The following is a 23,467-nucleotide window of genomic DNA, read 5'->3' as shown; positions in this document are numbered from 1 at the left end:
GTTTACGCATACAAGCTTCGACAAAAACTCAGTAATGCTTTCGAAGCAAGATTTGCAAGCAAAACTCTAAGGAGGATCAACACATGGAAACTGCCACCCAGCATCATGTAGAAKTACTAGCTAGGCTAAAAGCAAATTTAGAATCATGTATTCTTGGCAAAAGTGCCGAAATTGAATTGTTGCTTACTGCGATGTTGGCAGGTGGTCATGTTCTGCTTGAGGATGTTCCAGGGACAGGTAAAACTGTACTTATTAAAGCGCTGGCGAAATCTATTAATGGTCAATTTCGCCGTATTCAATGTAACCCGGACTTATTGCCAACGGATATTACTGGCGTATCTATATATCACCCCAAAAAAGAGGAGTTTCTTTTCCGACCGGGGCCGATTATGACCAATATTTTACTTGTTGATGAGATTAACCGTGCGACAACCAAAACACAATCAGCTCTTTTGGAAGCGATGGAAGAACAACATATTACGGTTGATGGTGATTTGCATGAACTCCCATCCCCGTTCCTTATGCTAGCAACTCAGAATCCAATTGATTTTGAGGGAACGTATACATTGCCAGAGGCACAATTAGATCGATTTATGATCAAGTTGAGCTTAGGCTACCCGAGTGAAGCTGCCGAGAAAATGATGATAGCTTCCCAAAGCAAGGTACATCCGATGGAAGCGCTGCATGCGATTGTGGATACGAAACAAGTTCTTGAAATTCAAGAGCAGGTTCGCCAGGTGCATTTGGATGAAGCAGTGGCTGATTACTTAGTTACCATCTCGAGAAAAACGCGGGAACATCACGCGGTATTCCTCGGTGCGAGCCCAAGGGCTACGCTCTCGTTGGTATTAGCCTCCAAAGCCTATGCCTTCTTACATGGTCGCGATTATGTCATCCCAGATGATATTAAATATTTAGCTCCTTTTGTACTGGGTCACCGTATGATCCTTCAAATGGAAGCACGTATGGATGGTGTCAGCATTGCCTCTGTACTCGCGACGATTTTTGAGCAAGTACGGGTTCCGGTTAGATTGGAGAAGTGAGCCTATGAAACGACCGGTATTCAAACGATTCGGGGAATTCACCCGGCTTCCGGCACCTTTTTGGCTACTTGTAACTTGCTTGGCAGCTAGCTTGTTATTCATGCTATTTCAGGGTGGCAAGCTGGCTTCAATGTTATTCATTACGATGACTTTTTTAGCTATTTATTTGCTTTCAGGGAATTGGAGTGGCATCAGACGTGTGCAGGGGACTCGAAAGATTACCAATGCAACCGTAGAAGCTAAGCTGGAAGCAGGACAATCTTTACAAATCCAACTTGGCGTCCAAGTACCAGGTTACTGGCCAGTTCCCTACGTAATGATTAAAGATCAGCTTATTCGTCAGAATGGGGACGAATCTGTTTTCGAAGGATCTATCGTTCCAGACTGGAAACGTCGGGGTGAGTTCACGTATAGCACGCCTCCACTTCGGAGAGGGTACTATCGTTTTGGAGAAACCGAATGCTTAACCGAGGATATTTTCGGCTTTTTTCAGCATAAAGGTCGATTAGATTTGCAACAACCGATAACTGTGTATCCCCAAACCGTTACGATCCGCGAATGGGCGCAATTTCATCAAATGCTCAAAGGTATGCAGCATCACTCAACGGCGACGAGTGCACACCGGGAAACGACTCAAATCAATGGTGTTCGTGAATACATTTATGGTGATCGGCTTTCACGTATACATTGGAATGCGACAGCGAAGACAGGAACTTGGAAGTCGAAGGAGTTCGAGCGAGAATCATTGCCGAAAACCATCGTGTTACTGGACCGAACTGCTCGCGCTTACCGAGATGCGGCTGAGTTTGAACTAGCAGTGTCTGTTGCAGCTTCCCTGTTCCGATACGGAACAGGACGCGAAATGTCGCTTGGTTTACTGTCGATCGGCAAGGAATTTACTTATTTTGAACCGAAGCACAGTCAGCATCATTACAAGGAAATTGTTAAACATCTCGTTGGTGTTGATGCGGATGGGTACCAGACGCTCAGCCAGATTTTGAAGGAACGCTCACAGGATTGGCCTGCAGGCAGTTTAATTGTGCTCATTTCTCCGCAAAAGGGGAGCGCAATGCTGCAGATGTTTCAGCAAATGGCACTTCTTCAAATGAAGCCATGTCATATTTGGGTTCACACCCAAGCAGAACAAGCTTTCAGCCCACAAGGTGTGGAACATATCTCTGCACATGAGGACTATATTAAGGCCATACGCTCACAAGGCTATATGGGGTATGAAGTAAGTCAATTAACGGACTTGCCTAACCTCTTGGGAGGGGCGAAACGGTATGCCTAACACATGGTGGAGCAGAATTCTTCTCAAGGATTGGGCATTGCGCGTATCTGCGATATTCGTGGGGATATTCCTTTACCAATTTCTGATTTGGATTATGAAAGAAGATGGTTTGTGGCTTCCAGAGACGGTTTCATTCGTTACCTGGACCTTAGTACTTACTACAGCGACCTACTGTATTCCCAAAATAAAAGACGGCCCACGAGGTTTTCTCCAATTCGTTCTTATCATCTGGTTCCATGGTTTGGGCATGGGTTACCATTGGGTAGCCGTACATATTACAACATGGAAAGAGGCGCTTCGCTTCATTGGACTTAACGCAGGGCAGCTAGAACCGTATATTTGGTTTAGTTTGGGAGCATGGATCATATATTTATTCGCAATGTGGTCCGTTCAATCCAGGTTCCGTATTGTCGTCCTTATTTTTGTTAGCATTTTGTTTTTTGCCGTTCGTGATTCTTTCAGTATGATTTTTCTTTGGCCGCAAGTGGCGATGATTATGCTTTGTGGATTTATGCTCTTAATTGTGAGACATTTCTCCCAATTGAAGAAGAAAGCGCCAGACGTATGGGAAACGATTTCCGATTATCCGTCTTCATTTACCGTTCCTATTCTTATCTTAATTGGTGTGATTACGTTAGCAGGTGTTTTCGCTCCGACAGTAAATCCCATACTGACAGACCCTTATACCGCTTGGAAAGTGAGTCGTGGGGAAACGGTGCCGTTGCTTGGCAAAGGGGTTAGCATTGCCGCATCGACCGCAGATGCCTCATCTGGCTATAGCCGAGATGATAGTCGACTTGGTGGTGGATTTCGATTTGACTACACACCGGTGATGACCGTTGAATCTACCAAACGAACTTACTTCCGTGGGGAAACCCGATCGATGTATAATGGTAAAGGATGGGAGCTTGGACCAACGGAGAAGAGATTGCCTGCGTATCGGGTGAATTTGAATCCGTTACCGCTTGATCCACGTTTTGATGTATCCCAATTGAAAACGCAAGAAGTTACGCAAAGTGTTTTGATGGATCGAGATGAGACTTTCCCGGTCATATTCGGGGGCTATGCCATTCAGAAAATCGTGGATATCAATCAAGGTGAGAATCCGTTCCAACGCATCATTTGGACACCGCGACAATCGGAACTTCGATTCACGGGACGGTCTAATTATCCGAAAGACTATTCGATCGTTGTCCAAGAGCCGATTCTAGAGGAAGATCTACTACGGCAATCGCAGCAAGATTTTACCAACAAACCAGAGTGGGCAGAATACTTGCAAGTTCCTGTAGATTTACCCGAGCGAGTGAAGCAGTTAGCGCTTGATATTACGAAATCAGCGACTAATCCATATGATAAAGCAAAGCTGGTTGAGAAGTATTTATCCGAACATTATCCTTATACGAATACACCGGATGAAACGAAAGGGAAGAGCAAGGATTTCGTGGATCGGTTCTTATTCGAAGTGAAGCAAGGATATTGTGACTACTACTCGACGGCAATGGCTGTCCTCACACGATCACTTGGCTTACCTACTCGTTGGGTGAAAGGATATTCCTCTGGCACTTCATCGATTGCTGACGACATTCGAGAGCAGGGTTTCTTGAGCCAGTTAGGAACAACGCTTGATCTAAATGGCGCTGGCACGTATACGGTACGTAACTCAGATGCTCACTCTTGGGTAGAAATTTATTTTGAAGGCTTTGGATGGATCTCTTTCGAGCCAACCTCCGGCTTTGTGTTGCCTAATGTGTTCCCTGAAGCAGCGCCAGTTGTAGAAGATTTAACCACAGACACAGAAACGAGTACATTGCCTGAAGAAACGACAGAAGCCGCAAGTTTCACTTGGCTATGGCTGACATTAAGTGGTGTAGTTGTCGCAGCACTTCTTACTGTTGCTGCATTCTTCTTCGTAAGAAGCGAGACGTGGCATAATTGGCGTGCACGCAGGAAACAGCTGCAAGTCGTGAATTTTAATCAGAAAATTATCGTTGAATTTGAACGAATGCTCCGTGCTTGTCGTCGTAAAGGGTACACGCGATACGAGTATGAAACGGTGCGCGAAGCAACGACCAGGTGGTCGACGCAGAGCAAGTGGATGAAGAAAGAGCTGGACGCATTAATTGAACTGTTCGAACGTGCCAAATATAGTCAATTAGCTGTGTCTGAAGTCGAATATCAACAAGCAAACCAATTAATTATCCGTGTAAAAGAACAAATAAAATGATGAACCGAAGCCACTCTCCCCACAAGGAGGGTGGCTTCCTATGAGAGGAGATTTATTCAAATGGCGTTTATCGATTGTCATTTTCATTCAGAATCCCTAGGTGTTGCAGCTTCCATGCATGTCATATTACCTCAAATTGCCAAAAGTCAGATTGGACTAGCTTCGCATGCTTTTGGTGGGAAGCACCCTACTTTATTTTTGTTGCATGGATTGTCCGATGACCACACCATATGGATGCGTAGAACGTCCATTGAGCGCTATGCATCTCAGCATGGTATTGCGGTGGTTATGCCAGCTGTAAACCGCAGCTTTTATGCTGATATGGCGTCAGGACCGAAGTATTGGGAGTTCGTTAGTGAAGAATTACCTGTGTTAGCAAGGTCTTTCTTTCCTTTAGCTGAAGAACGAGAGTTGAATTACGTGGCAGGACTGTCTATGGGTGGATATGGCGCAATGAAGTTGGCACTTTCGCATCCAAATCGTTATGCAGCGGGAGCGAGCTTATCCGGTGCCGTAGATATTGTTGAGCGTGCTACTGCGTTTCCGAATGACTTTCAAATGATTTACGGCGATGTGACGACGGTTAAAAATAGCCCAAATGATTTATTCTATCTCGCTAATCAGCTTGTTGCTAGTAAACAAGAGCAACCTAGGCTCTATCAATGTTGTGGTACTGAGGATTTTCTGTATGAAGATAACATTCGATTCCGGGATTATTGCCTTGCACAAGGGCTGGAAATTACCTATGAAGAAGAGTCCGCCACGCATGAATGGGGATATTGGGATCGTAAAATTCAACACGTTTTAGAGTGGTTGCCGTTGCCAACAAGAGATTAGGGAGAAAATATGTTCTTTTCTTTTTGCAACAAACGAGGCACTATGATATAGTTTCACGTATATGTCAAGGAAGCAGTTGGAGGGAATTTGTTTGCTGAAAAAGCTTGTACCCAGACAGTCTGTTCATACAATTTATGATATTGATGCCAATCACCTGTGGGGATTCGGTATTCGCGGAATTATAACGGATCTTGATAATACACTTGTCGGTGCAGCGGATCCACATGCGACACCTGAGTTAATAGAATGGCTGAATCATTTGCAGCAGATCGGCTTCAAAGTAGTCATTGTGTCGAACAACCATCATAACCGGGTGTCGACCTTTGCTAAGCCATTGGGCATTCCGTTTATTCACCGTGCCAAAAAACCGACGAATGCTTCCTTCCATAAAGCGATGAAGTTGCTTGGAACGAATGCGCGACAGACGACTGTTATCGGGGATCAAATGCTGACAGATGTGCTGGGCGGCAATCGAATGGGGTTATACACGATCCTCGTTCAACCCATCTCAAGAAAAGATGAAGGCTTCTTCACGAAAGTGAACCGCCAAATTGAGAAATGGGCTCTAGCAAGGATGAAGAAATAGGGAGGTTTCATGAGTACAGAAACAATACAACATTGTGCGGGTTGCGGCATAGGGCTGCAAACAGAAGACAAAAGTAAGCTGGGCTTTATACCAGAGGCTGCCTTGCAAAAGGATCCTTTGATTTGCCAGCGCTGTTATCGGATTAAGCATTATAATGAGTCTTCGAGTATTACCCTTCAACAAGATGACTTCCTGAAATTATTAGGACATGTTGGACAAACGAAGGCGTTAGTCGTGAAAATCGTGGATATTTTTGATTTTGAAGGCAGTATGATTAGTTCACTTGCCCGATTCATTGGTAATAATCCCGTTTTACTCGTGGTTAACAAAATTGATTTACTTCCGAAAGTGACGAATGCCAACAAGATCATCAACTGGGTGCAGCGCAGAGTCAAGGAAGAGAACCTCAAGGTTGTTGATATCGTGCTTTGCAGCGCGAAGAAAAACATCGGTTTCGATCGTGTTATTTCGGCTGTACAAGAATATCGTGGCAACATGGACGTGTACGTGGTTGGTGCTACGAACGTAGGGAAATCGACGCTCATTAATCGCCTGATCAGTGATTACAGTGATCTCGAAGCTGAATTGACGACGTCACAATATCCGGGAACTACGCTTGATCTAGTCAAAATCCCACTCGATGATGGGAAATTCATTATTGATACGCCTGGGATTGTCTACAAGCATCGTCTTACGGAGGTAGTGAAGAAGCGTGATTTAACGCCACTCATGCCGGACAAACCGTTGAAACCAATGGTATTTCAACTTAATGAGGGACAAACGTTATTTTTTGGTGCGTTAGTTCGTTTTGATTTTATCCAAGGTGAGCATCAATCCTTCACGATATATACGTCGAATGCCATTCAGATTCATCGTACGAAGTTAGAGAAAGCGGATCAGTTATATGAAGAACACWAGGGTGTCATGCTGACGCCTCCGGCACAGGCTGATCTTGAAGAGCTTCCGAAGCTGGTCAAACATCCGTTGCACATTCCGAAGGGGAAACAGATGGATGTGCTGATCTCTGGATTAGGCTGGATTAAAGTGAATAGTTTAGCAGGTGCTGGGCTTGCTGTACATGCACCGAAAGGTATCAAAGTCATTACACGGGAGTCGTTGATTTAGGGGGACATAGGGAGATCATGGAGAAACCAGTGACGCCGATCGATAGTCATACAGTTTTGTACGGGGTTTTCGGGGATCCGATCAGGCATTCTCGTTCACCGATAATGTTGAATCGTGCTTTTCAGGAAGCGGGCATCAATGGGGTATATGCAGCGTTTCATGTTAAGCCAGAAGCGCTTGGGGAAGCAGTTCGGGGAATTAGGGCACTGGGGTATCGCGGAGTGAATGTGACGATTCCTCATAAAGTTGATGTCATGAATTACCTCGATGAGATCGATGAAGGAGCTTTGATCGTTGGCGCAGTGAATACCATTGTGAATGAGAATGGGAAGCTCAAAGGCTTTAATACGGATGGGATCGGATATGTTCGTTCTTTGAAAGAAGAGACGGGCATCGAGCTCAAAGGTAAACGAGTTCTAGTTCTTGGGGCAGGCGGCGCGGCGAGAGGTGTAGCTTATGCACTTGCGAAAGAAGGTGCGAGCTGCATTTATATCGCGAATCGTACCAAGGAGCGTGCAATCGAATTGGCAGCCACAATTGGCGCTTTCACCGAAACCGTTGGTTTAGGGATGGACGAGCTGGAGAACGTTGTGGACAATGTTGAATTCGTCCTGAATACGACTTCCGCGGGTATGCATCCTAATGTTGATGAGCTCCCTTTACCGCTTCACATGCTCCGACCGCATCATCTCGTTAGTGATCTTATTTATAACCCGCGGATCACGAGATTTCTTCGTGAAGCGGAAGCAATTGGCGCGCGCATTCATGGCGGGCTTGGCATGTTTATTTATCAAGGCGCATATGCCTTCGAGTATTGGACGGGAACCCCTGCGCCGGTTGCGGCGATGAGACAGGTGGTAGAACAGTCATTAACTGAATAAGAATGAATAGAGGGACATCCATGTTAACAGGCAAACAGAAAAGACATTTGCGCTCTTTGGCGCACCATGTAGATCCAATTTTTCAAGTAGGTAAAGGTGGCGTAAATGAGCATTTAATTCGTCACATTCAAGAAGCTATTGAGGTGCGTGAATTGATCAAAATCACCGTGCTCAACAATAGCGGTGAAGATCGCCAAGAAGTCGGAGCGGAGTTGTCCGAGAAATCAGGCGCGGAGCTGGTTCAGGTTATTGGTAAAATCGTTGTGTTGTACAAAGAATCGCGTGACAATAAGAAGATTGAACTGCCGCGCTAATGAGGTGGACGTATGCTTGTCGGAATTATGGGAGGCACGTTCGATCCCATTCATACCGGTCATTTAATCGCAGCTGAACGTGCGAGGGTGGAAGGGGGCTTGGACGAGGTTTGGCTAATGCCAGCGAACGTCCCGCCGCATAAACCTAATGCCCCAAAAGGAACGAGCCAGCAGCGTTGGGAGATGGTTTGCCTTGCTGCAGAAGGCAATCCTTTTTTTCGTCCTATCGATATCGAAATTAACAAAGGCGGCGTATCTTATAGTATCGATACGATCGAGCTGTTGAAATCGCAATATCCGGACATCGCGTTCACTTACATTATTGGCGCGGATATGGTTCAGTATTTGCCGCAGTGGCATCGCATCGATGACATCGTGCGGCATATTCATTTTATTGGATTAGCCAGACCTGGTTATGAACTGGACTTGAAACAGCTTCCCGAACATATACGAAACCGAGTGAAGCTTGTTCCGATGCCCCTCGTTGAAATATCATCGACAGCTATTCGGGCGTTGAGGCAGAAGAGGGATCCTGTCAGGTATCTTGTGCCAGATAAGGTTGGGCAATTCATGGAGGTGAATGGCTTATATGAAACGTGAAGACCTCATGGCAGCTGTGAAGGAGCAAATGCCGGAGCGGCGTTGGCAGCATACGCTTGGTGTGATGGAAACGAGCGTTATGCTGGCTGAACGATTTGGCGGGGATGCGGTCAAAGCGGATGTTGCAGCGATTTTGCACGATTATTGCAAGTATTGGCCAACTGGTGAGCAAGCTAAGATTATTCGTGAGAACGATTTACCGCAAGATTTGTTAGTTTTCGATAAGGAGCTATGGCATTCACACGCAGGCGCTTTCATCGCGAAGACGCAATTCGGGATCGACGACGAGGAAATTTTAGATGCGATTCGGTTTCATACGTCTGGTCGAGAACAGATGACGCTGCTCGACAAAATTGTTTGCTTGGCAGATTATATGGAGCCAGGTCGTGATTTTCCAGGAGTCGAATCTATTCGTGAACTGGCAAAGACGAGTCTTGAACGCGCGTTGATTGCCGGTTTTGACTCCACGATCAACTTCTTGATTTCCAAAGGAAAGCGCATTTATCCATTAACAATTCTGACACGGAATGATTTATTGGAACAAATACAACTACACACCTAATGACATGGAGGATGATTGCATGAGTAAAAACCCAGAAGAAATATTAGCATTCGTTGTTGAGGCAGCGGAAGACAAGAAAGCGGCAGATATCGTTAGCCTGAATTTGAAAGGTGTATCCTTAATTGCTGATTATTTCGTTATTTGTCACGGGAATTCGGAAACACAAGTTCAAGCGATTGCGGGCGAGGCTCGTAAAAAAGCACACGAACATGGTGTTCATATTCGAGGGTTTGAAGGCGTTGATACCGCAAGATGGGTACTGCTTGATTTAGGGGATGTTGTTCTCCACGTTTTCCATCGTGATGACCGTGAATACTATAACATCGAAAGACTTTGGTCCGATGCTAAAGTTGTGGAACGCGTATGAGAATGGAAGCAGGATCCCTTGTTACCTTAGAGGTAGCAAGGGAAGTTCCACCAAACGGCTTTTTCCTCACGGATGGCTACCAAGATTTTCTACTACCATACGCGGAAATCGTAGATAATCGAATTAGTCCGGGAGATAAAGTGGAAGTTTTCTTATTCCACGATACTCAGGATCGAATCATGGCCACTATGAAACGTCCACTTCTGACCATGGGTCAGGTGGGGCTTCTAGAGGTTGTTGATATTCATCCGCGTTTTGGCTATTTCTTAGAAATGGGTCTAGGGCGTCATCTTCTTTTACCATATCGCAATGTGCCTGAGTTCGAAGATCTTCGCCCTCAAGTTGGGGACAAAGTGTTTGCAACGCTTGCACACGACCGACAAGGTCGATTGATTGCGAAGCTGGCACTTGAAGAAGATTTGGCACCGCTTTGTGTGAGAGCGCCATCGAGCTGGACGAACCAATGGGTGAAAGCACGGGTGTATCGCCCTCTGCAAATGGGTACTTTTGTCATATGTGAAGCAGGAGTCCTAGGGTATGGCGTCATCGGTCTTATCATCCCACAAGAGCGTACACGGTTACTTCGCGTAGGTGAGCAAGTGGATGTTAGGATTGCTTTCGTCCGTGAAGAAGATGGACGAGTTAATCTATCCATGAGGCTTCCTAAGGAAAAAGGACGCGATGAAGATGCAGATCGCATTCTTGAAGTGCTGCGTGAACGCCCAGGAAATGCGATGCCATTTTCGGATAAAACACAAGCTGATGTAATTAAAGATAAATTCGGACTAAGTAAGGCAGCCTTCAAACGTGCCTTAGGTAAACTTATGAAAGATGGGCTCATCTATCAGGAAGCAGATTGGACCTATCTGAAACAAGAGGAGACGCAAGGCTGAGATGAGTTACGAAAAATTCGCCTACACGTACGATCGCTTGATGAACAGCATGCCGTATGAAGACTGGCTTCGATTTATTAAGGAAAGTTTCGTGCGGTTTGGCGTAAAGCCTGCAACGCTCGTTGATTTAGGTTGCGGAACAGGTAATTTGTCGATTCCATTGGCTGCTGAAGGCATTATGGTGAGTGGCATTGATCTCTCCGAGGATATGTTGGCTGTCGCTGAGCAGAAGTATAGCGAACAGCCCAGCCAACTTCGCGGCGGTGGCATTCGTTGGATTCAGCAAGATATACGTGAATGGGAGCTTGGCGAGGAAGTGGATGTCGCGATCTCTTGTTGTGACAGCCTCAACTATTTGCTAGAGGAAGAGGATATTGTGGATGCTTTCCGTCAAACATGGGCGGGACTCAAGCCAGGTGGGTTATTCCTCTTTGACGTACATCCGCCACAGCAATTGTTCGCCTATGCAGAATCGCAGCCTTTTTTTCTAAACGAAGACGATGTTGCTTACATTTGGACAAGCGAATTAGATGAGGAACGTGTTCAGATTGAACATGAATTAACGATCTTCGTTAAGGACAGCGGCCAGCAGGAAACCTTCCGTCGCATTGACGAAACGCATGAACAACGAGCGTATCGCTTGCAGTGGTTGGAACAAATGCTGATCGAGGTAGGTTTTCGTGAGGTGCATCAAGCAGCCGACTTTACGTGGGAACAACCAACAGAGAAGACGGAGCGCGCTTTCTTTATTGCGAAAAAATAATACTGATGACAGGATTTGCCCTCGGCTTGACAGTTCGGCATTATTTTACATATAATCAAAGCTAATCAGTTGTATGGAAAGCTTAGATGAGGAATAGTACCTTGTACAGCATCTTTYAGAGAGTCGGAGCTAGGGTGTGAGCCGGCAGATGTTCGTCTAGAGAACTCGCCTCGGAGCTAGAAGGTGAACCGCCTGATCCTTGATCAGATGCGCTAGCTGGATCGTCTCACCCGCGTTAAGGGGCAGAGTGAACACAGGTGAAGAACGCCTTGTGTTAACTAGGGTGGTACCACGGGAATTATACCTCTCGTCCCTAGCGATATCCGCTAGCGATGTGAGGTTTTTTTGTGCGTATTTGCATACATGAGCAGTAACTTAGGGAGGCATGGAAGGTATGACACAAGAATTGAAAGAAACAAAAGAACAACAAGGCTATAACCCACAAGCCATTGAACCGAAATGGCAGGCCTACTGGGATGCGAAGAAAACATTTAAGGTATTGGAAAATTCGGATAAACCGAAATTTTATGCCTTGGATATGTTTCCCTATCCATCCGGTGCTGGCTTGCACGTAGGGCATCCAGAAGGCTACACAGCGACAGATATCGTTTCCCGTTTCAAACGGATGAGAGGCTTTAATGTCCTTCACCCGATGGGATGGGATGCGTTCGGTCTTCCTGCTGAGCAATATGCTTTAGACACAGGAAATGACCCGCGTGAATTTACGAAAAAAAATATTGATACGTTCCGCCGTCAAATTAAATCACTTGGTTTCTCTTACGATTGGGATCGTGAGATTAGCACGACGGATCCGGAGTACTACAAATGGACGCAGTGGATATTCATCCAACTGTACAATAAAGGTCTTGCTTACGTTGATGAAGTTCCAGTTAACTGGTGTCCGGCACTAGGTACTGTACTCGCAAATGAGGAAGTTATTGACGGACTAAGCGAGCGTGGTAGCCATCCGGTTATTCGGAAACCGATGCGTCAGTGGATTTTGAGAATTACGGAGTATGCGGAGCGTTTGCTTGAAGATCTTGAGGAGCTTGATTGGTCCGAAAGTATTAAGGATATGCAGCGCAATTGGATTGGGAAATCAACGGGTGCAGAAGTTACATTCGCGATTGAGGGTCAAAGCGAGAAGAGCCTTACGGTATTTACAACTCGTCCAGATACATTGTTCGGAGCAACTTATTGTGTATTAGCGCCGGAGCATGAGCTTGTTGCACAGATCACAACAGAAGCGCAATCAGCAGCCATCAAAGAATATCAAGAGAAAGCTTCACGCAAAAGCGATTTGGAGCGTACTGATTTGGCGAAAGACAAATCAGGTGTGTTCACAGGAGCTTATGCGATCAACCCAGTTAATGACACGAAAGTGCCAATCTGGATCGCTGATTATGTCCTTGGCGGTTACGGCACAGGGGCGATCATGGCGGTTCCAGGACACGACCAACGTGACTGGGAATTTGCGAAGCAATTTGATTTGCCAATTATCGAAGTGGTCCAAGGCGGAGATGTGGAGAAGGAAGCCTATGCAGGCGATGGCAAACATGTGAATTCCGGTCCAATCGATGGAATGAACATCGAGCAAGGCATCAGCCATATGATCGCTTGGTTAGAGCAAAATGGTAAAGGCCGCGGCAAAGTAACGTACCGTTTGAGAGACTGGCTGTTCAGCCGTCAACGCTACTGGGGTGAGCCGATTCCGATTCTTCACCTTGAAGATGGCACCATGAAACCTGTTCCTGTGGATCAACTGCCATTATTGCTTCCACAAGTGGATGAAATCAAACCGTCCGGTACTGGGGAGTCACCGCTTGCTAACGTTTCTGAATGGGTGAATACGATTGACCCAGAAACAGGTATGAAAGCTCGTCGTGAGACGAATACGATGCCACAATGGGCGGGAAGCTGCTGGTATTATCTGCGTTTCATCGATCCAAAGAATGATCAAGCCTTCTGTTCGGATGAGCTGCAAAAGCAATGGTTGCCGGTTGATCTATACATCGGTGGAGCAGAGCACGCAGTTCTTCACTTGCTGTATGCGCGCTTCTGGCATAAAGTGCTTTACGATCTAGGTTTTGTCCATACCAAAGAGCCTTTCCATAAGCTTGTTAACCAAGGGATGATTCTTGGCGAGAACATGGAGAAAATGAGTAAATCACGCGGCAATGTTGTGAATCCAGATGATATCGTGAGCGATCAAGGTGCGGATACACTTCGTATTTATGAAATGTTCATGGGACCATTGGAAGCGACGAAACCGTGGAATACAACAGGAGTAGACGGGATCTACCGTTTCTTGAATCGCGTGTGGAGGCTGTTCGTTGATGATAACGGTCAGGTCCACGCCAAAATCAGCGGGGATGAAACGCTAGGCAGCGATACATTCAAACGTACATGGCACCGTTCGATCAAGAAAATTACGGAAGATTTCGATGCGCTTCGCTTCAATACTGCGATTAGCCAAATGATGATCTTCGTCAACGAGGCTTACAAAACAGAGCGCCTGCCACTAGAAGCAATGAAAAACTTCGTGCAAATGCTTTCCCCGATCGCACCTCACTTAGCAGAAGAGCTTTGGGAGAAATTAGGCGGCGTGGAATCCATTACGTACGAAGCATGGCCAGCTTATGATGAAGCATGGACCGTGGATAATGAAGTTGAAATCGTTGTGCAGATCAATGGGAAAATTGTTGATCGTGTGATGATTTCCAAAGATACAGATGAAGCAGCGATGGAGAAAATGGCTTTTGAACTCGACAAAGTCAAAGAAGCGACCGCCGGAAAGGCCGTTCGCAAATTGATTGTTGTAAAGGGTAAATTAGTCAACATCGTTGTAAGTTAAGAAATGAAGGTGTAATGCGTTGGGAAGGCTACTGCTTTTGATTTAAGGCGAAAAGCTGCTCAGCCTTCTCAATGTCTTCTTCATATTTCGCATGTGTCGCATTAATAACTTGAGAGAAAACTCCGCAAAGCTCTTTTTCCAAAATACGCAAACCCTCTGCCGTAATGCCTCCAGGAACAGATACCCGCTTTTGTAAGCTAACAGGGTTGAAGCCTCCCGTAGTAAGTAACTTTCCTGTACCTAACGTCATTTCACTTGCCAGCAATGTGGCCTCTTCAGCAGAAATACCCGTTTCCTCTACAGCCGCATCAATGAATGCTTGAATAAAGCTAGCTAGAAAAGCAGGCCCACAACTAGATAAATCTGATGAAATTCTCGTATAATTCTCGGATACACGTATGGGTGTAGAAATATGTGTGAAAATATTTTCAAGCCATTCTTTATCTTCAGGCTGCATGCGATTTCCGTGAATACATAACGTAGCACCACTTAAAACGTAGTTCGTGATACTCGGTATGATTTTACTTATTTTAGCTGGTAAAAGACCTTCCAAATGCTTAATCAGAATAGGACTCGTGATGGATATTATAAATTGAGAGGAAAGCACGTCCTCTTTGATTTCATCAATAACCTTTATGAATTCAGATGGTTTCACACATAAGAAAATCAAATCACTTCCACGCACGACTTCACGATTCGTTTCTGCCACGATCAGGCCAGGATAGTTCTCCGCGAGTAGTTCAACTTTACGTAATGTTCGATTGCTAGCAATAATTTGCTCGGGATTGAATGCCCCGGAATGAATGAATGCTTCAATCAGTATACTTCCCATACTTCCAGTACCGATGAATCCAGCTTTCATCAAGTGATCCCTCCCGATAAAATCAGTCTTTATACGAATACCAACCTATAATCGCGGTCGCTCAGCCATGGATGGCAAGGATAGAGGTCCAAGCATCGTCTCAATCGTATCGTGACTAGTTGTGTAGTCATTGGGACGCTTTTTCAAGTATATGGCTGCTCAAACGCAAATATGCTAAGAAAGAAGGTAGTTTGTGGATTTTTTTGGAAATAAAATGAAGCGAATCGGGCTGATTCTTGGCGCTGTTTCGCTCTTTGTTTGGGTTGTATGGCCATTTCTACGTGGTGGACAGCCAACCATTCAAACAGCGTTCATGCCAATCAATACGCAGATGGAAGAATTGCTTTTGCAAGGGGAAAATGAGAAAAAAGCGGCAGCAGGGAAATCTGTCCCCGTTGTTACTGCAAAACCAAAAGCAACACCAAAGGCGAATTCGAATGAAGCATCGTCATCTTCAGAAGTGATATCCACACCCTCAAGTACAACGGGAGCATCCACGCAAACTTCACTCTCGACCTCAGCGCCTCATCCAACCTCTGCTGCTAGTCCTGTACCTCCTCTAATAACTGTAGCTCCATCGAATGAAGCTCAGAAGGGACTTCTAGATTTAAACACGGCTACACTGGAGCAGTTAGATAAACTGCCTGGGATCGGTGAAAGTAAAGCCAAAGCTATTCTTGAGTACCGTATGAAAAAGGGACGTTTCAAGCGAGTCGAAGAACTCAAGGATGTGAAAGGGATCGGAGAGAAAATGTTCGAGAAGCTGAAGGGATCAATATTTGTAGGGCCAGTCTAGCGTCGTCTTTTCATTTCTAGCAAAATATGAGAAAATACTAGAAATCGTTTTAACTACGAAAATAGTATTGGAGTACTTAGTCATCAGGAGGGAGTCAATCATCATGAGCATCCGGAAAGATTGGGATACGTATTTCCTCGATATTGCCTATATGGCGTCCACACGGTCGCGGTGTAATCGCAGACATGTTGGAGCGGTACTTGTTCAAGGGAAGAAGTTGCTCGGAACCGCGTATAATGGAGCACCGATGGGTGTAGCGGATTGCACGGAAGCAGGCTGCATGCTTGTGGAAGAAATCGAGCTGAAGGTCGTTGCCGATGTAGAAGAAGTCGTGCGGAAACACCGTTGCATACGTACCATTCATGCGGAGCAGAATTTGTTGCTATTTACCGATCGGGAAGATCGCGAGGGTTCTACCGTATATGTTACGGATCAGCCTTGCTGGACCTGTGCGAACATGTTGGCTAACAGCGGAGTGACAGAGATCGTGTTTCATCGGGGGTATCCGAAGGATCATGAGAAGGTTAGCGAGTTGATGGGAGCTAGAGGGATTTCATTCCGCCAGATGACCGCATATGAGCCGCCAGCGGGTACGGTATCTGAGGTCGTGAACTAACTAGCACAGCGCCAGATTTGACGAAGCCAAGAGAGACCGCGATCATGCAAATGTGCTTGTTTGATTCGTATTCGACAGCTAGGGAATTGGTCATTGTTTTGACAACTCCCATAGCTGCTTATACGGCAGTGCCTATGCTTGAGCGACTACATGTAAAGGTTTTACAACAGTACTGCCTGTTCTTTGGGCTTTTTAAGATGGCGCTGTATACGAATAGCGAATAAAGCGGCAATGAAGCAGGTAAGACCAGCAATGAAGAAAGATTGCGAGTAGCTGCCAAGCCAGTCACGCATTAGACCTGCTCCGTATGCGGCAAAAGAGGCACCGATCTGGTGAGCCACCACAATCCAGCCGAATATCATGCCAGATTTTTCTTTACCGAAAGTTTCACCTGCAAGTTTAGCGGTAGGCGGTACGGTTGCGATCCAATCGAGTCCGTAAAATACCGAGAACACGACTAGCATGTACGGAGTAGTAGCCAAGGCATACGGTAAAAAAATGAGGGATAAACCGCGCAGACCGTAGTACCAGAAAAGTAGCCAGCGGCTGTCGAATCGATCAGTTAACCAGCCAGATATCGTTGTTCCGAATAAATCAAAAGCGCCCATCATGGCTAGAAGCCCAGCAGCGGCAACTTCCATCATCCCGTAATCTCCGCAAGCGGCAATGAGGTGAGTGCCGATCAAACCATTTGTCGAGAATCCACAAATGAAGAAGGTGCCCGCGAGCAGCCAAAATGTTTTATTTTTAGATGCAATAACGAGGTTCTGGATAGGGGTAAGAAATACATTGCCCTTGAAAGGCTCTGGCTTTACAACCTCTATAGTACCGTATGGCGCTGCACCAACATCTGAAGGATTGTTCTTCATCCATATGGCTACCAGAATAAAGACAACTACGATAGCGGCTACCGCTGCATACATGGCATACCGCCAGCCGTAATCGGAAGTCACCATTGCAATCAATGGGAGGAATAGCAACTGACCAGTTGCTGCACTTGCCGTCAGTATGCCAACTACGAGTCCCTTACGCTTGACGAACCATATATTGCTGACAGTGATGCCAAGCACGTTTGCCATCATTCCGCTTGCAAGACCCGAAACGACTCCCCACAGTAAATCGAACTGCCACAAGGAAGTAATCAGCGGCGTGACGGCGAGGCTAGCACCTAGAACGGACAATGCTAGCATTACAACCTTGCGGATACCTAAGCGCAATAACAGTGCTGCAGAAAACGGACCAACAAGTCCATATAATAAAATTCCGATAGAAGCAACACTTGATATAGCCCCGCGGCTCCAGCCGAATTCTTCTTGGAAAGGGATCATCAAGACGCTTGGCATGGAACGTATGCCTGCTGACACCAGTAATGTGACAAACGTTAGCAATACAATAATCCAGCCGTAATAAAACTTGCTAGTTGTTTGATTCATGTTCTACACCTCTTAAATTTCTAATTTCTCACTGGCCGATTCCAAAGATTGCGTCAAGATCATAGCAACCTCATCTCCAAGAATAGCCTTATAGGTCCGAAGAAGCTCCTTCGATGCTGCACGAAGCGAAGGCTCGAGTTCAATAGCTTTTTCTGTGGGAAAGACGAGTACAGTTTTTCCTTTAACTTGGCGCTCTACGAGTCGTTTTTGCTCCAGCTTATCGATAAATCTGGTAAGCGTAGATGGCGTAATATGGAGCTTTTCTGAAAGCTCTTTCTGAGGAATTCCAGGTTTTGCAACAACCAGTCTGAGTAAATAACCATAAGCAGGTGCAAGCCCTGTTGTTGCAAAAGCATCGTCGGCCATTCGGCTAATTGCCCGACTTAGCCGATTTGTAGTGAAGTATAAGCATTGATGCAAAAAAGCTTCGTTGTCATCCGTTTCTGGTGTTTGAACGTTGATAGTCATGTCATGTTCTCCTTTGTATTTTGTATGTACAACGAATATAATCCATGTGCTTTTGCCTGTCAATTGTATTTATTAAACAAGATCGTGTTCAGGTTAGCGGATGAGGATGTAAAGAGATAGTTCAAAGGATCCATAACCGTGAACTAAACTGAATGTTGTTAAGGGGAAGAACCTCTTTCTAGAAGCATCCCATTGTGGCTGCGCTAGAGAGAGGTTTTTTGTTTGGAATTGTAAGGAAGTAAAAATGAAGGAGTGAACTTGCAAGTGAAAAGACCAGTTGTTCAAGGATGCTGTCTGTGGATAAGTGGCTATGTGCTCGCGATCTATACCGAGCTCGCTTGGTTGACATGGATGACAAGCGCGCTGCTGTTAGCCGCGCTGGTCATCCTCTACGCGCTGCGTCTGCCTGGCCGGCAGCCGCTGGGCGCCTTGCTGCTGGTCGTAATAGCCTACGGCTATTATCAAGGGACCGACCAGCGCAACATTACTGCGCTGCCGCTGGCGCAGCAGCAGCAGCAGATCAGCCCTGACGGCAGCGAGGTCACGCTGCTCGGCCAGTTTGCCAGCCCTGTCACCATTGACGGTGACAGGGCTAGCTTCACCTTGGAAGCGGAGTCCGTCCGCTTCCAAGACAACACCGCTTTCCCGCTCGGCGGGGAAAGCGTGCAGGTCTCGCTGCGCCTGATGGAGCAGGCGCAGCAGACGATCGCGTCGGGCTGGCGCCGCGGCGACGCCCTCACGCTAACGGGGACGCTGCGCAGCCCGTCCCCGGCCCGCAACTTCGGCGGCTTCGACTACCGCCGATATTTGCGCCTTCACCACACCCATTGGCTGCTTTCAGCCAAAGGGGTGGATCAGGCGCAGGTGCAGCCTGCGGCAGCGCACTTCAGCGTCGTCCAGCTGCTGCGCTGGAACGACGAGCTGCGCGCTGCGCTCAGCAGGCGCATGGACGTGATCTTTCCCGCGTCGCAGGCGGGATTCATGAAAAGCATGCTGATCGGCCTTACGGATGATCTGGACCCAGATCGCTTCCAGCAATTTTCGGAGCTGGGACTGACACATATTTTAGCAATATCAGGCTTGAATATTGCTGTTTTTTTAGGCGTGTGCATCTGGATCTTGCGCCGTTTTAAAGTCACCAAAGAAACCTATTTGCTCATCTGCATGGGCCTGATCCCGTTCTACGTCCTCGTGACTGGGGCATCGCCGTCCATTGTCAGGGCAGGGCTTATGTCGATGATCGCCCTGTATGCCGCTCGGCGTGGAGGTATGAAAGAGGTGTTGCACATACTAGCCGTGGCAGCGTGGGCTATGCTTGTATGGGACCCTTACTTTTTGCTAGATGTAAGCTTTCAACTTTCCTTTCTAGTCACACTTGGACTCATCCTCGGCGTGCAACGCGTAACGGTATTGCTCTCACCGTACCTAAATTCGCCCACGCTCAAAAACACCCTCGCCATCACACTCGTTTCCCAATCCGTCTCTTTTCCGGTATCCATTTACTATTTCAATCAGTTTTCCTTGTTATCTTGGATCGCGAACGCAGTGTTAGTCCCTGTCATCAGCATGATCGTGTTTCCAGCAGGCTTGGTTGCCTTAGCGCTAGGGCTAATTTACATTCCTTTAGGTCAAAGAATAGGACTACTCATCTCCTGGCTGAATCAAGCGATTTTCTGGATTACGGATCAACTACAACAGATTCCTCATCTCACCATGATTTGGCCATCGCCAAGTATGGCTTGGATCTGTTTTTACTATGGATTCCTAGTTATTATCTATGTACTCTGGCATCGCAGTTACCTAAGTTCGAAGGATGAGCTCCCCATTTTATTGGAAGTCGACAGCAGGAAAAGTCCACAGAGAATCCCTATCAAACTCAGTTTACTCCTGGCAATAGGCGGCTTTCTCTTCCTGTTATGGATGGGGTATTCACCAAATCGCTTTCAACGAACAGGTCTTGTCCAATTTATCGATGTGGGGCAAGGGGACGCCATCCTTATTCGAACGCCATACGGTCGCCATGTATTAATCGATGGAGGAGGGACGCTCACGTTCCGTAAGCCAGGTGATGATTGGAAAATTCGTAAGGATCCGTTTGAAGTAGGCCAAAAACTACTAGTTCCTCTCCTGAAAAAAAGAGGCATTCAAAGTCTAGATCTTCTCGTACTTACCCATGAGGATGCGGACCACAGTGGCGGTTTACAGGCTGTTATAGAACAAATTCCAGTGAAGCAATTTCTATTTAACGGAACATTTAAGGAAAGCAGCTCCATGACGACCTTTTTTTCTGCACTGGTTCAAAAGGAAGTTCCTTTATTACCTGCGCAAGTAGATGATTGGATCGACATCGATCCTGTTACGAAATTGCAGGTGATTTATCCGCTTGAAACGAATCCGACAATGATTGAAATTGTCAAAGAGCAGAATGCGAGATCCGTTGTTTTCTTGCTCGAAATGCGAGGAACACGCTGGCTGTTTACAGGAGATATGGAGAAAGAATCCGAAGCGGCCGTGCTGGATTTTTTACGTGATCATCCTGCTCTACTAGCTTCAACCAGCACCGGTGCTAGTATCAGCAACAACAACAAAATCGATGTCCTAAAAGTTGCCCACCATGGCAGCAAGACCTCAACTACCTCAGAATGGTTAACGTATTGGAAACCTGCTGTGGCAGTCATCTCGGTGGGCGCTATGAATACCTATGGCCATCCTTCTCCAGAAATTACAGATCGCTTGGTCAACGCGAATGTGGCCATTTATCGCACAGATCGAATGGGGGAAGTGCAGATGGAGGTGCGGAATTCGGGGATTTTTACAAGAATGAAGTTTTGGAACTAGATAAGTAAAGGAGTTAGGAGGTATAGGCCATAGCAGCAGCATTTCCTGATGGAATGCTCTTATATGGCTTTTTCTTTTGCAAAAATCAACTATTGTGAAACTAATTATCATTTTATACGTCTAAAAGATGTTATGTGGCTCATTATTTGTTATTCTGATAGATGCAAGTTATTAATATATTAATTCTAAAAAAATTGCAACCTTATGAGATGCCATTGCGTCTGTAAGAATGCAAGGGGGAGGGATCCCAGTGATAGCACCCGAACTGGTAAGATCAGCACAAGCCGGTGACCGTGATGCGCTCATTACCCTATTGCGAGAGATTGAGTCTCACGTTTATCGGACGGCTTATTATATTTTGAATAATGAACAGGATGCGCTTGATGCTTCGCAGGAGGCTCTTCTTCGGATTTATACCAAAATTAATTCCTATGAAGAAAAAGCCTTGTTCAAAACGTGGGTGCAGCGGATTGTTACGAACATCTGCATCGATAAATTTCGCAGAGCGAAACCAACGGTCTCTATGGATGAACATGAGATGACTTTTACAGCTGATAATGATGTAGAACAGGAAATATTGACAGGTTACCTAGCTCAGGATATTAGAGAGGCTATTGAAAAGCTTCCCGAACACCATCGCACTGTAGTTGTTCTACGTTATTTGCAGGACTTTTCGTATCATGAAATTGCAGAATCGCTAAACTTACCACTCAATACGGTGAAGTCTTACTTATTTCGAGCTAGACACACCTTACAGTCGTTACTCCAAGATTATCAGAAAGGAGGTGTTCGGGGATGAAATGTCAAGAGGTGATGATGTACATGCAAAGACAGCTAGATGGAGATTTAGCTCCAAAAGAAGAAAATGAGCTGCATGCTCACCTTATGCATTGTTTGGACTGTGCACAGATGTTTGAGCGTCTGCAGGCATTGTCGAACGAATTGTCCCAGCTTCCTAAGGTTACGCCGCCTTTCAGTTTGGTTGATGCGATTATGCCACAGTTGCTTGAATTGGATAAACAAAATGAAATGCCAATAACGGACAATGTCGTTGTCTTCCCATCGAAGGTTGCTAGGGTAGAATTAGAAGAAGACATGCCTAAGCTCACAGGGTTGAGCCGATTTAGAGAACAGTTCTCGTGGAAAGTCGCAAGCGGCGTTGTTGCCGCGGGATTGATTATTGGATTTTTCGCATTTAATATGCAGAATCCTGTTCTCGACAATGCGGACGGTATTATGTCTCGTTCAAGCTCTGATTCCAAAAGCGCACCTGAGCAGCGTGTAACTGGAACAACAGAAATGAATCAAAATATAGGCAACCAAGATATCGCGAAAAACCAGGAGAATGCTACCTCTAAAGAAGGATCACCAGTTGCGCCAACAGCAGATTCATTTGCAAAAGGGATARACACAGCTAACACTTCTAGTGGCAACGGTGGGAATTCGCCGCAGGCTACTTCCAACGCACAGTTAGAAAAACCAGGTGCATATAGTTCACCAGCTACTGGCGGTGACATGCAGACGAACAAGGTAGCACCATCTACATCGGCTCCAGAGCGGTTGAGAGATCCGGATGCATCAGTTCCAAAGCCCAATAAGGTTGATTCAAAAGCAGAAGTCACTCCGCCTGCCGCTGGCTTAAGCGTACCCCAATCGTCGTTAGAGCCGAAGCCGACGGAATCACCAGCCAGGAAAATAGCTCCGGCTCCGGCACCAACCGTTGACACATCGAGTTCAGACCGAATAAGTGCAAGTCAAGGTATTCTCTCATTCACCGTTCCTCCAGGGGAGGCTAAGCTAAAGTCTGCCACGGGTATATATGAGGCAACGATTGAAGATGCGCACGTGGTCATTCGAAACACCCTCACGCTTGAGCTTGTATTTGCTTCCAAGCATGTATGGCAGGCAGAGGATCAAATCAAGTTGTTGGAATGGTCGAAGGATGACAAGCTATTTTATGAGGTTACTAGTAAAGGATTGCTTCAAACGATTCTTATCGATGTCAAAGAGAAAACAGAAGCCAATAAATAAAACTAAATTTCGTTGCACCAATTTGGCTGAAATTGCGTAAACTATCTTAGGGAACATGGAACAGTTCATTCATCCACACGAGT

At 46.1% G+C, this 23,467-nt stretch carries 22 protein-coding genes and 1 other annotated feature; of the genes, 19 read left to right on the top strand and 3 right to left on the bottom strand.

Annotation, left to right across the window (positions count from 1 at the left end):
* The first annotated feature begins 83 nt into the window (after window positions 1–83).
* From AB4114_RS21700 to leuS, 14 genes are all read left to right on the top strand, one after another.
* Entirely contained in the window at window positions 84–1,043 is a 960-nt protein-coding gene (locus tag AB4114_RS21700) for an AAA family ATPase (RefSeq protein ID WP_441990327.1), read from the top strand.
* Between the two features lie 4 nt (window positions 1,044–1,047).
* Window positions 1,048–2,334: a DUF58 domain-containing protein gene (locus AB4114_RS21695; RefSeq protein ID WP_441990326.1), complete on the top strand. Its 1,287-nt coding sequence runs from the start codon at window positions 1,048–1,050 to the stop codon at window positions 2,332–2,334.
* Window positions 2,327–4,558, top strand: a complete 2,232-nt coding sequence (locus AB4114_RS21690; protein WP_441990325.1) for a DUF4129 domain-containing transglutaminase family protein — start codon at window positions 2,327–2,329, stop codon at window positions 4,556–4,558. Before AB4114_RS21695 ends, AB4114_RS21690 begins: the two co-directional genes overlap by 8 nt.
* 60 nt (window positions 4,559–4,618) lie before the next feature.
* A complete protein-coding gene (locus AB4114_RS21685; RefSeq protein ID WP_441990324.1) occupies window positions 4,619–5,395 on the top strand; it encodes an alpha/beta hydrolase in 777 nt (258 codons plus the stop codon).
* 91 nt (window positions 5,396–5,486) lie between these two features.
* Window positions 5,487–5,981 (top strand): YqeG family HAD IIIA-type phosphatase, encoded by a 495-nt coding sequence (locus AB4114_RS21680; RefSeq protein WP_441990323.1) that lies wholly within the window; start codon window positions 5,487–5,489, stop codon window positions 5,979–5,981.
* 9 nt (window positions 5,982–5,990) lie between these two features.
* Window positions 5,991–7,106 (top strand): ribosome biogenesis GTPase YqeH, encoded by a 1,116-nt coding sequence (yqeH, locus tag AB4114_RS21675; protein WP_441990322.1) that lies wholly within the window; start codon window positions 5,991–5,993, stop codon window positions 7,104–7,106.
* Between the two features lie 17 nt (window positions 7,107–7,123).
* Entirely contained in the window at window positions 7,124–7,987 is an 864-nt protein-coding gene (aroE, locus tag AB4114_RS21670) for a shikimate dehydrogenase (protein ID WP_441990321.1), read from the top strand.
* A 20-nt stretch (window positions 7,988–8,007) separates the two neighbouring features.
* Window positions 8,008–8,301 carry a ribosome assembly RNA-binding protein YhbY gene (gene yhbY / locus AB4114_RS21665; RefSeq protein WP_441990320.1) on the top strand — a complete coding sequence of 98 codons (294 nt, stop codon included), beginning with the start codon at window positions 8,008–8,010 and terminating at the stop codon, window positions 8,299–8,301.
* A gap of 12 nt (window positions 8,302–8,313) precedes the next feature.
* Window positions 8,314–8,901 carry a nicotinate-nucleotide adenylyltransferase gene (nadD, locus tag AB4114_RS21660; protein ID WP_441990319.1) on the top strand — a complete coding sequence of 196 codons (588 nt, stop codon included), beginning with the start codon at window positions 8,314–8,316 and terminating at the stop codon, window positions 8,899–8,901.
* Window positions 8,891–9,463, top strand: a complete 573-nt coding sequence (gene yqeK / locus AB4114_RS21655) for a bis(5'-nucleosyl)-tetraphosphatase (symmetrical) YqeK (protein WP_441990318.1) — start codon at window positions 8,891–8,893, stop codon at window positions 9,461–9,463. The genes nadD and yqeK overlap by 11 nt, the downstream gene beginning before the upstream one ends.
* A gap of 19 nt (window positions 9,464–9,482) precedes the next feature.
* Window positions 9,483–9,830, top strand: a complete 348-nt coding sequence (rsfS, locus tag AB4114_RS21650; RefSeq protein ID WP_028557974.1) for a ribosome silencing factor — start codon at window positions 9,483–9,485, stop codon at window positions 9,828–9,830.
* Window positions 9,827–10,723, top strand: coding sequence for a CvfB family protein (locus AB4114_RS21645; protein ID WP_441990317.1), 897 nt, complete (start codon window positions 9,827–9,829; stop codon window positions 10,721–10,723). The genes rsfS and AB4114_RS21645 overlap by 4 nt, the downstream gene beginning before the upstream one ends.
* A gap of 1 nt (window position 10,724) precedes the next feature.
* Window positions 10,725–11,486 (top strand): class I SAM-dependent DNA methyltransferase, encoded by a 762-nt coding sequence (locus AB4114_RS21640; protein ID WP_441990316.1) that lies wholly within the window; start codon window positions 10,725–10,727, stop codon window positions 11,484–11,486.
* 74 nt (window positions 11,487–11,560) lie between these two features.
* Window positions 11,561–11,804, top strand: a binding site (T-box leader).
* Window positions 11,805–11,880: 76 nt separating this feature from the next.
* The gene (leuS, locus tag AB4114_RS21635; protein ID WP_441990315.1) at window positions 11,881–14,340 is read left to right on the top strand and encodes a leucine--tRNA ligase; all 2,460 of its coding nucleotides are present in this window, start codon (window positions 11,881–11,883) and stop codon (window positions 14,338–14,340) included.
* A 28-nt stretch (window positions 14,341–14,368) separates the two neighbouring features.
* On the opposite strand, the gene comER is transcribed toward leuS, so the two are convergent.
* The gene (comER, locus tag AB4114_RS21630; protein WP_441990314.1) at window positions 14,369–15,202 is read right to left on the bottom strand and encodes a late competence protein ComER; all 834 of its coding nucleotides are present in this window, start codon (window positions 15,200–15,202) and stop codon (window positions 14,369–14,371) included.
* Between the two features lie 193 nt (window positions 15,203–15,395).
* Here comER and AB4114_RS21625 point away from each other — a divergent pair, with 193 nt between their 5' ends.
* Window positions 15,396–15,998, top strand: a complete 603-nt coding sequence (locus AB4114_RS21625; RefSeq protein WP_441990313.1) for a ComEA family DNA-binding protein — start codon at window positions 15,396–15,398, stop codon at window positions 15,996–15,998.
* 103 nt (window positions 15,999–16,101) lie between these two features.
* Entirely contained in the window at window positions 16,102–16,614 is a 513-nt protein-coding gene (locus AB4114_RS21620) for a deoxycytidylate deaminase (RefSeq protein WP_441990312.1), read from the top strand.
* Window positions 16,615–16,775: 161 nt separating this feature from the next.
* On the opposite strand, the gene AB4114_RS21615 is transcribed toward AB4114_RS21620, so the two are convergent.
* Both AB4114_RS21615 and AB4114_RS21610 read right to left on the bottom strand, forming a co-directional pair.
* Window positions 16,776–18,047, bottom strand: coding sequence for an MFS transporter (locus AB4114_RS21615; RefSeq protein WP_441990311.1), 1,272 nt, complete (start codon window positions 18,045–18,047; stop codon window positions 16,776–16,778).
* Between the two features lie 12 nt (window positions 18,048–18,059).
* Window positions 18,060–18,515: a MarR family winged helix-turn-helix transcriptional regulator gene (locus AB4114_RS21610; RefSeq protein WP_441990310.1), complete on the bottom strand. Its 456-nt coding sequence runs from the start codon at window positions 18,513–18,515 to the stop codon at window positions 18,060–18,062.
* Between the two features lie 264 nt (window positions 18,516–18,779).
* Here AB4114_RS21610 and AB4114_RS21605 point away from each other — a divergent pair, with 264 nt between their 5' ends.
* From AB4114_RS21605 to AB4114_RS21595, 3 genes are all read left to right on the top strand, one after another.
* The gene (locus AB4114_RS21605) at window positions 18,780–21,353 is read left to right on the top strand and encodes a DNA internalization-related competence protein ComEC/Rec2 (protein WP_441990309.1); all 2,574 of its coding nucleotides are present in this window, start codon (window positions 18,780–18,782) and stop codon (window positions 21,351–21,353) included.
* Window positions 21,354–21,603: 250 nt separating this feature from the next.
* Window positions 21,604–22,152 carry an RNA polymerase sigma factor gene (locus AB4114_RS21600; RefSeq protein WP_171635196.1) on the top strand — a complete coding sequence of 183 codons (549 nt, stop codon included), beginning with the start codon at window positions 21,604–21,606 and terminating at the stop codon, window positions 22,150–22,152.
* On the top strand, window positions 22,149–23,384 hold the full coding sequence (locus AB4114_RS21595) for a zf-HC2 domain-containing protein (protein ID WP_441990308.1): 1,236 nt from the start codon (window positions 22,149–22,151) through the stop codon (window positions 23,382–23,384). Before AB4114_RS21600 ends, AB4114_RS21595 begins: the two co-directional genes overlap by 4 nt.
* The last annotated feature ends 83 nt before the right edge of the window (window positions 23,385–23,467 follow it).

Origin of the sequence: Paenibacillus sp. 2RAB27, assembly GCF_052115445.1 — a bacterium.
Taxonomy (GTDB): Bacteria; Bacillota; Bacilli; order Paenibacillales; family NBRC-103111; genus Paenibacillus_E.
The sequence above is the reverse complement of the archived record's forward strand: the minus strand, read 5'-3'. Positions and strand labels throughout refer to the sequence as shown.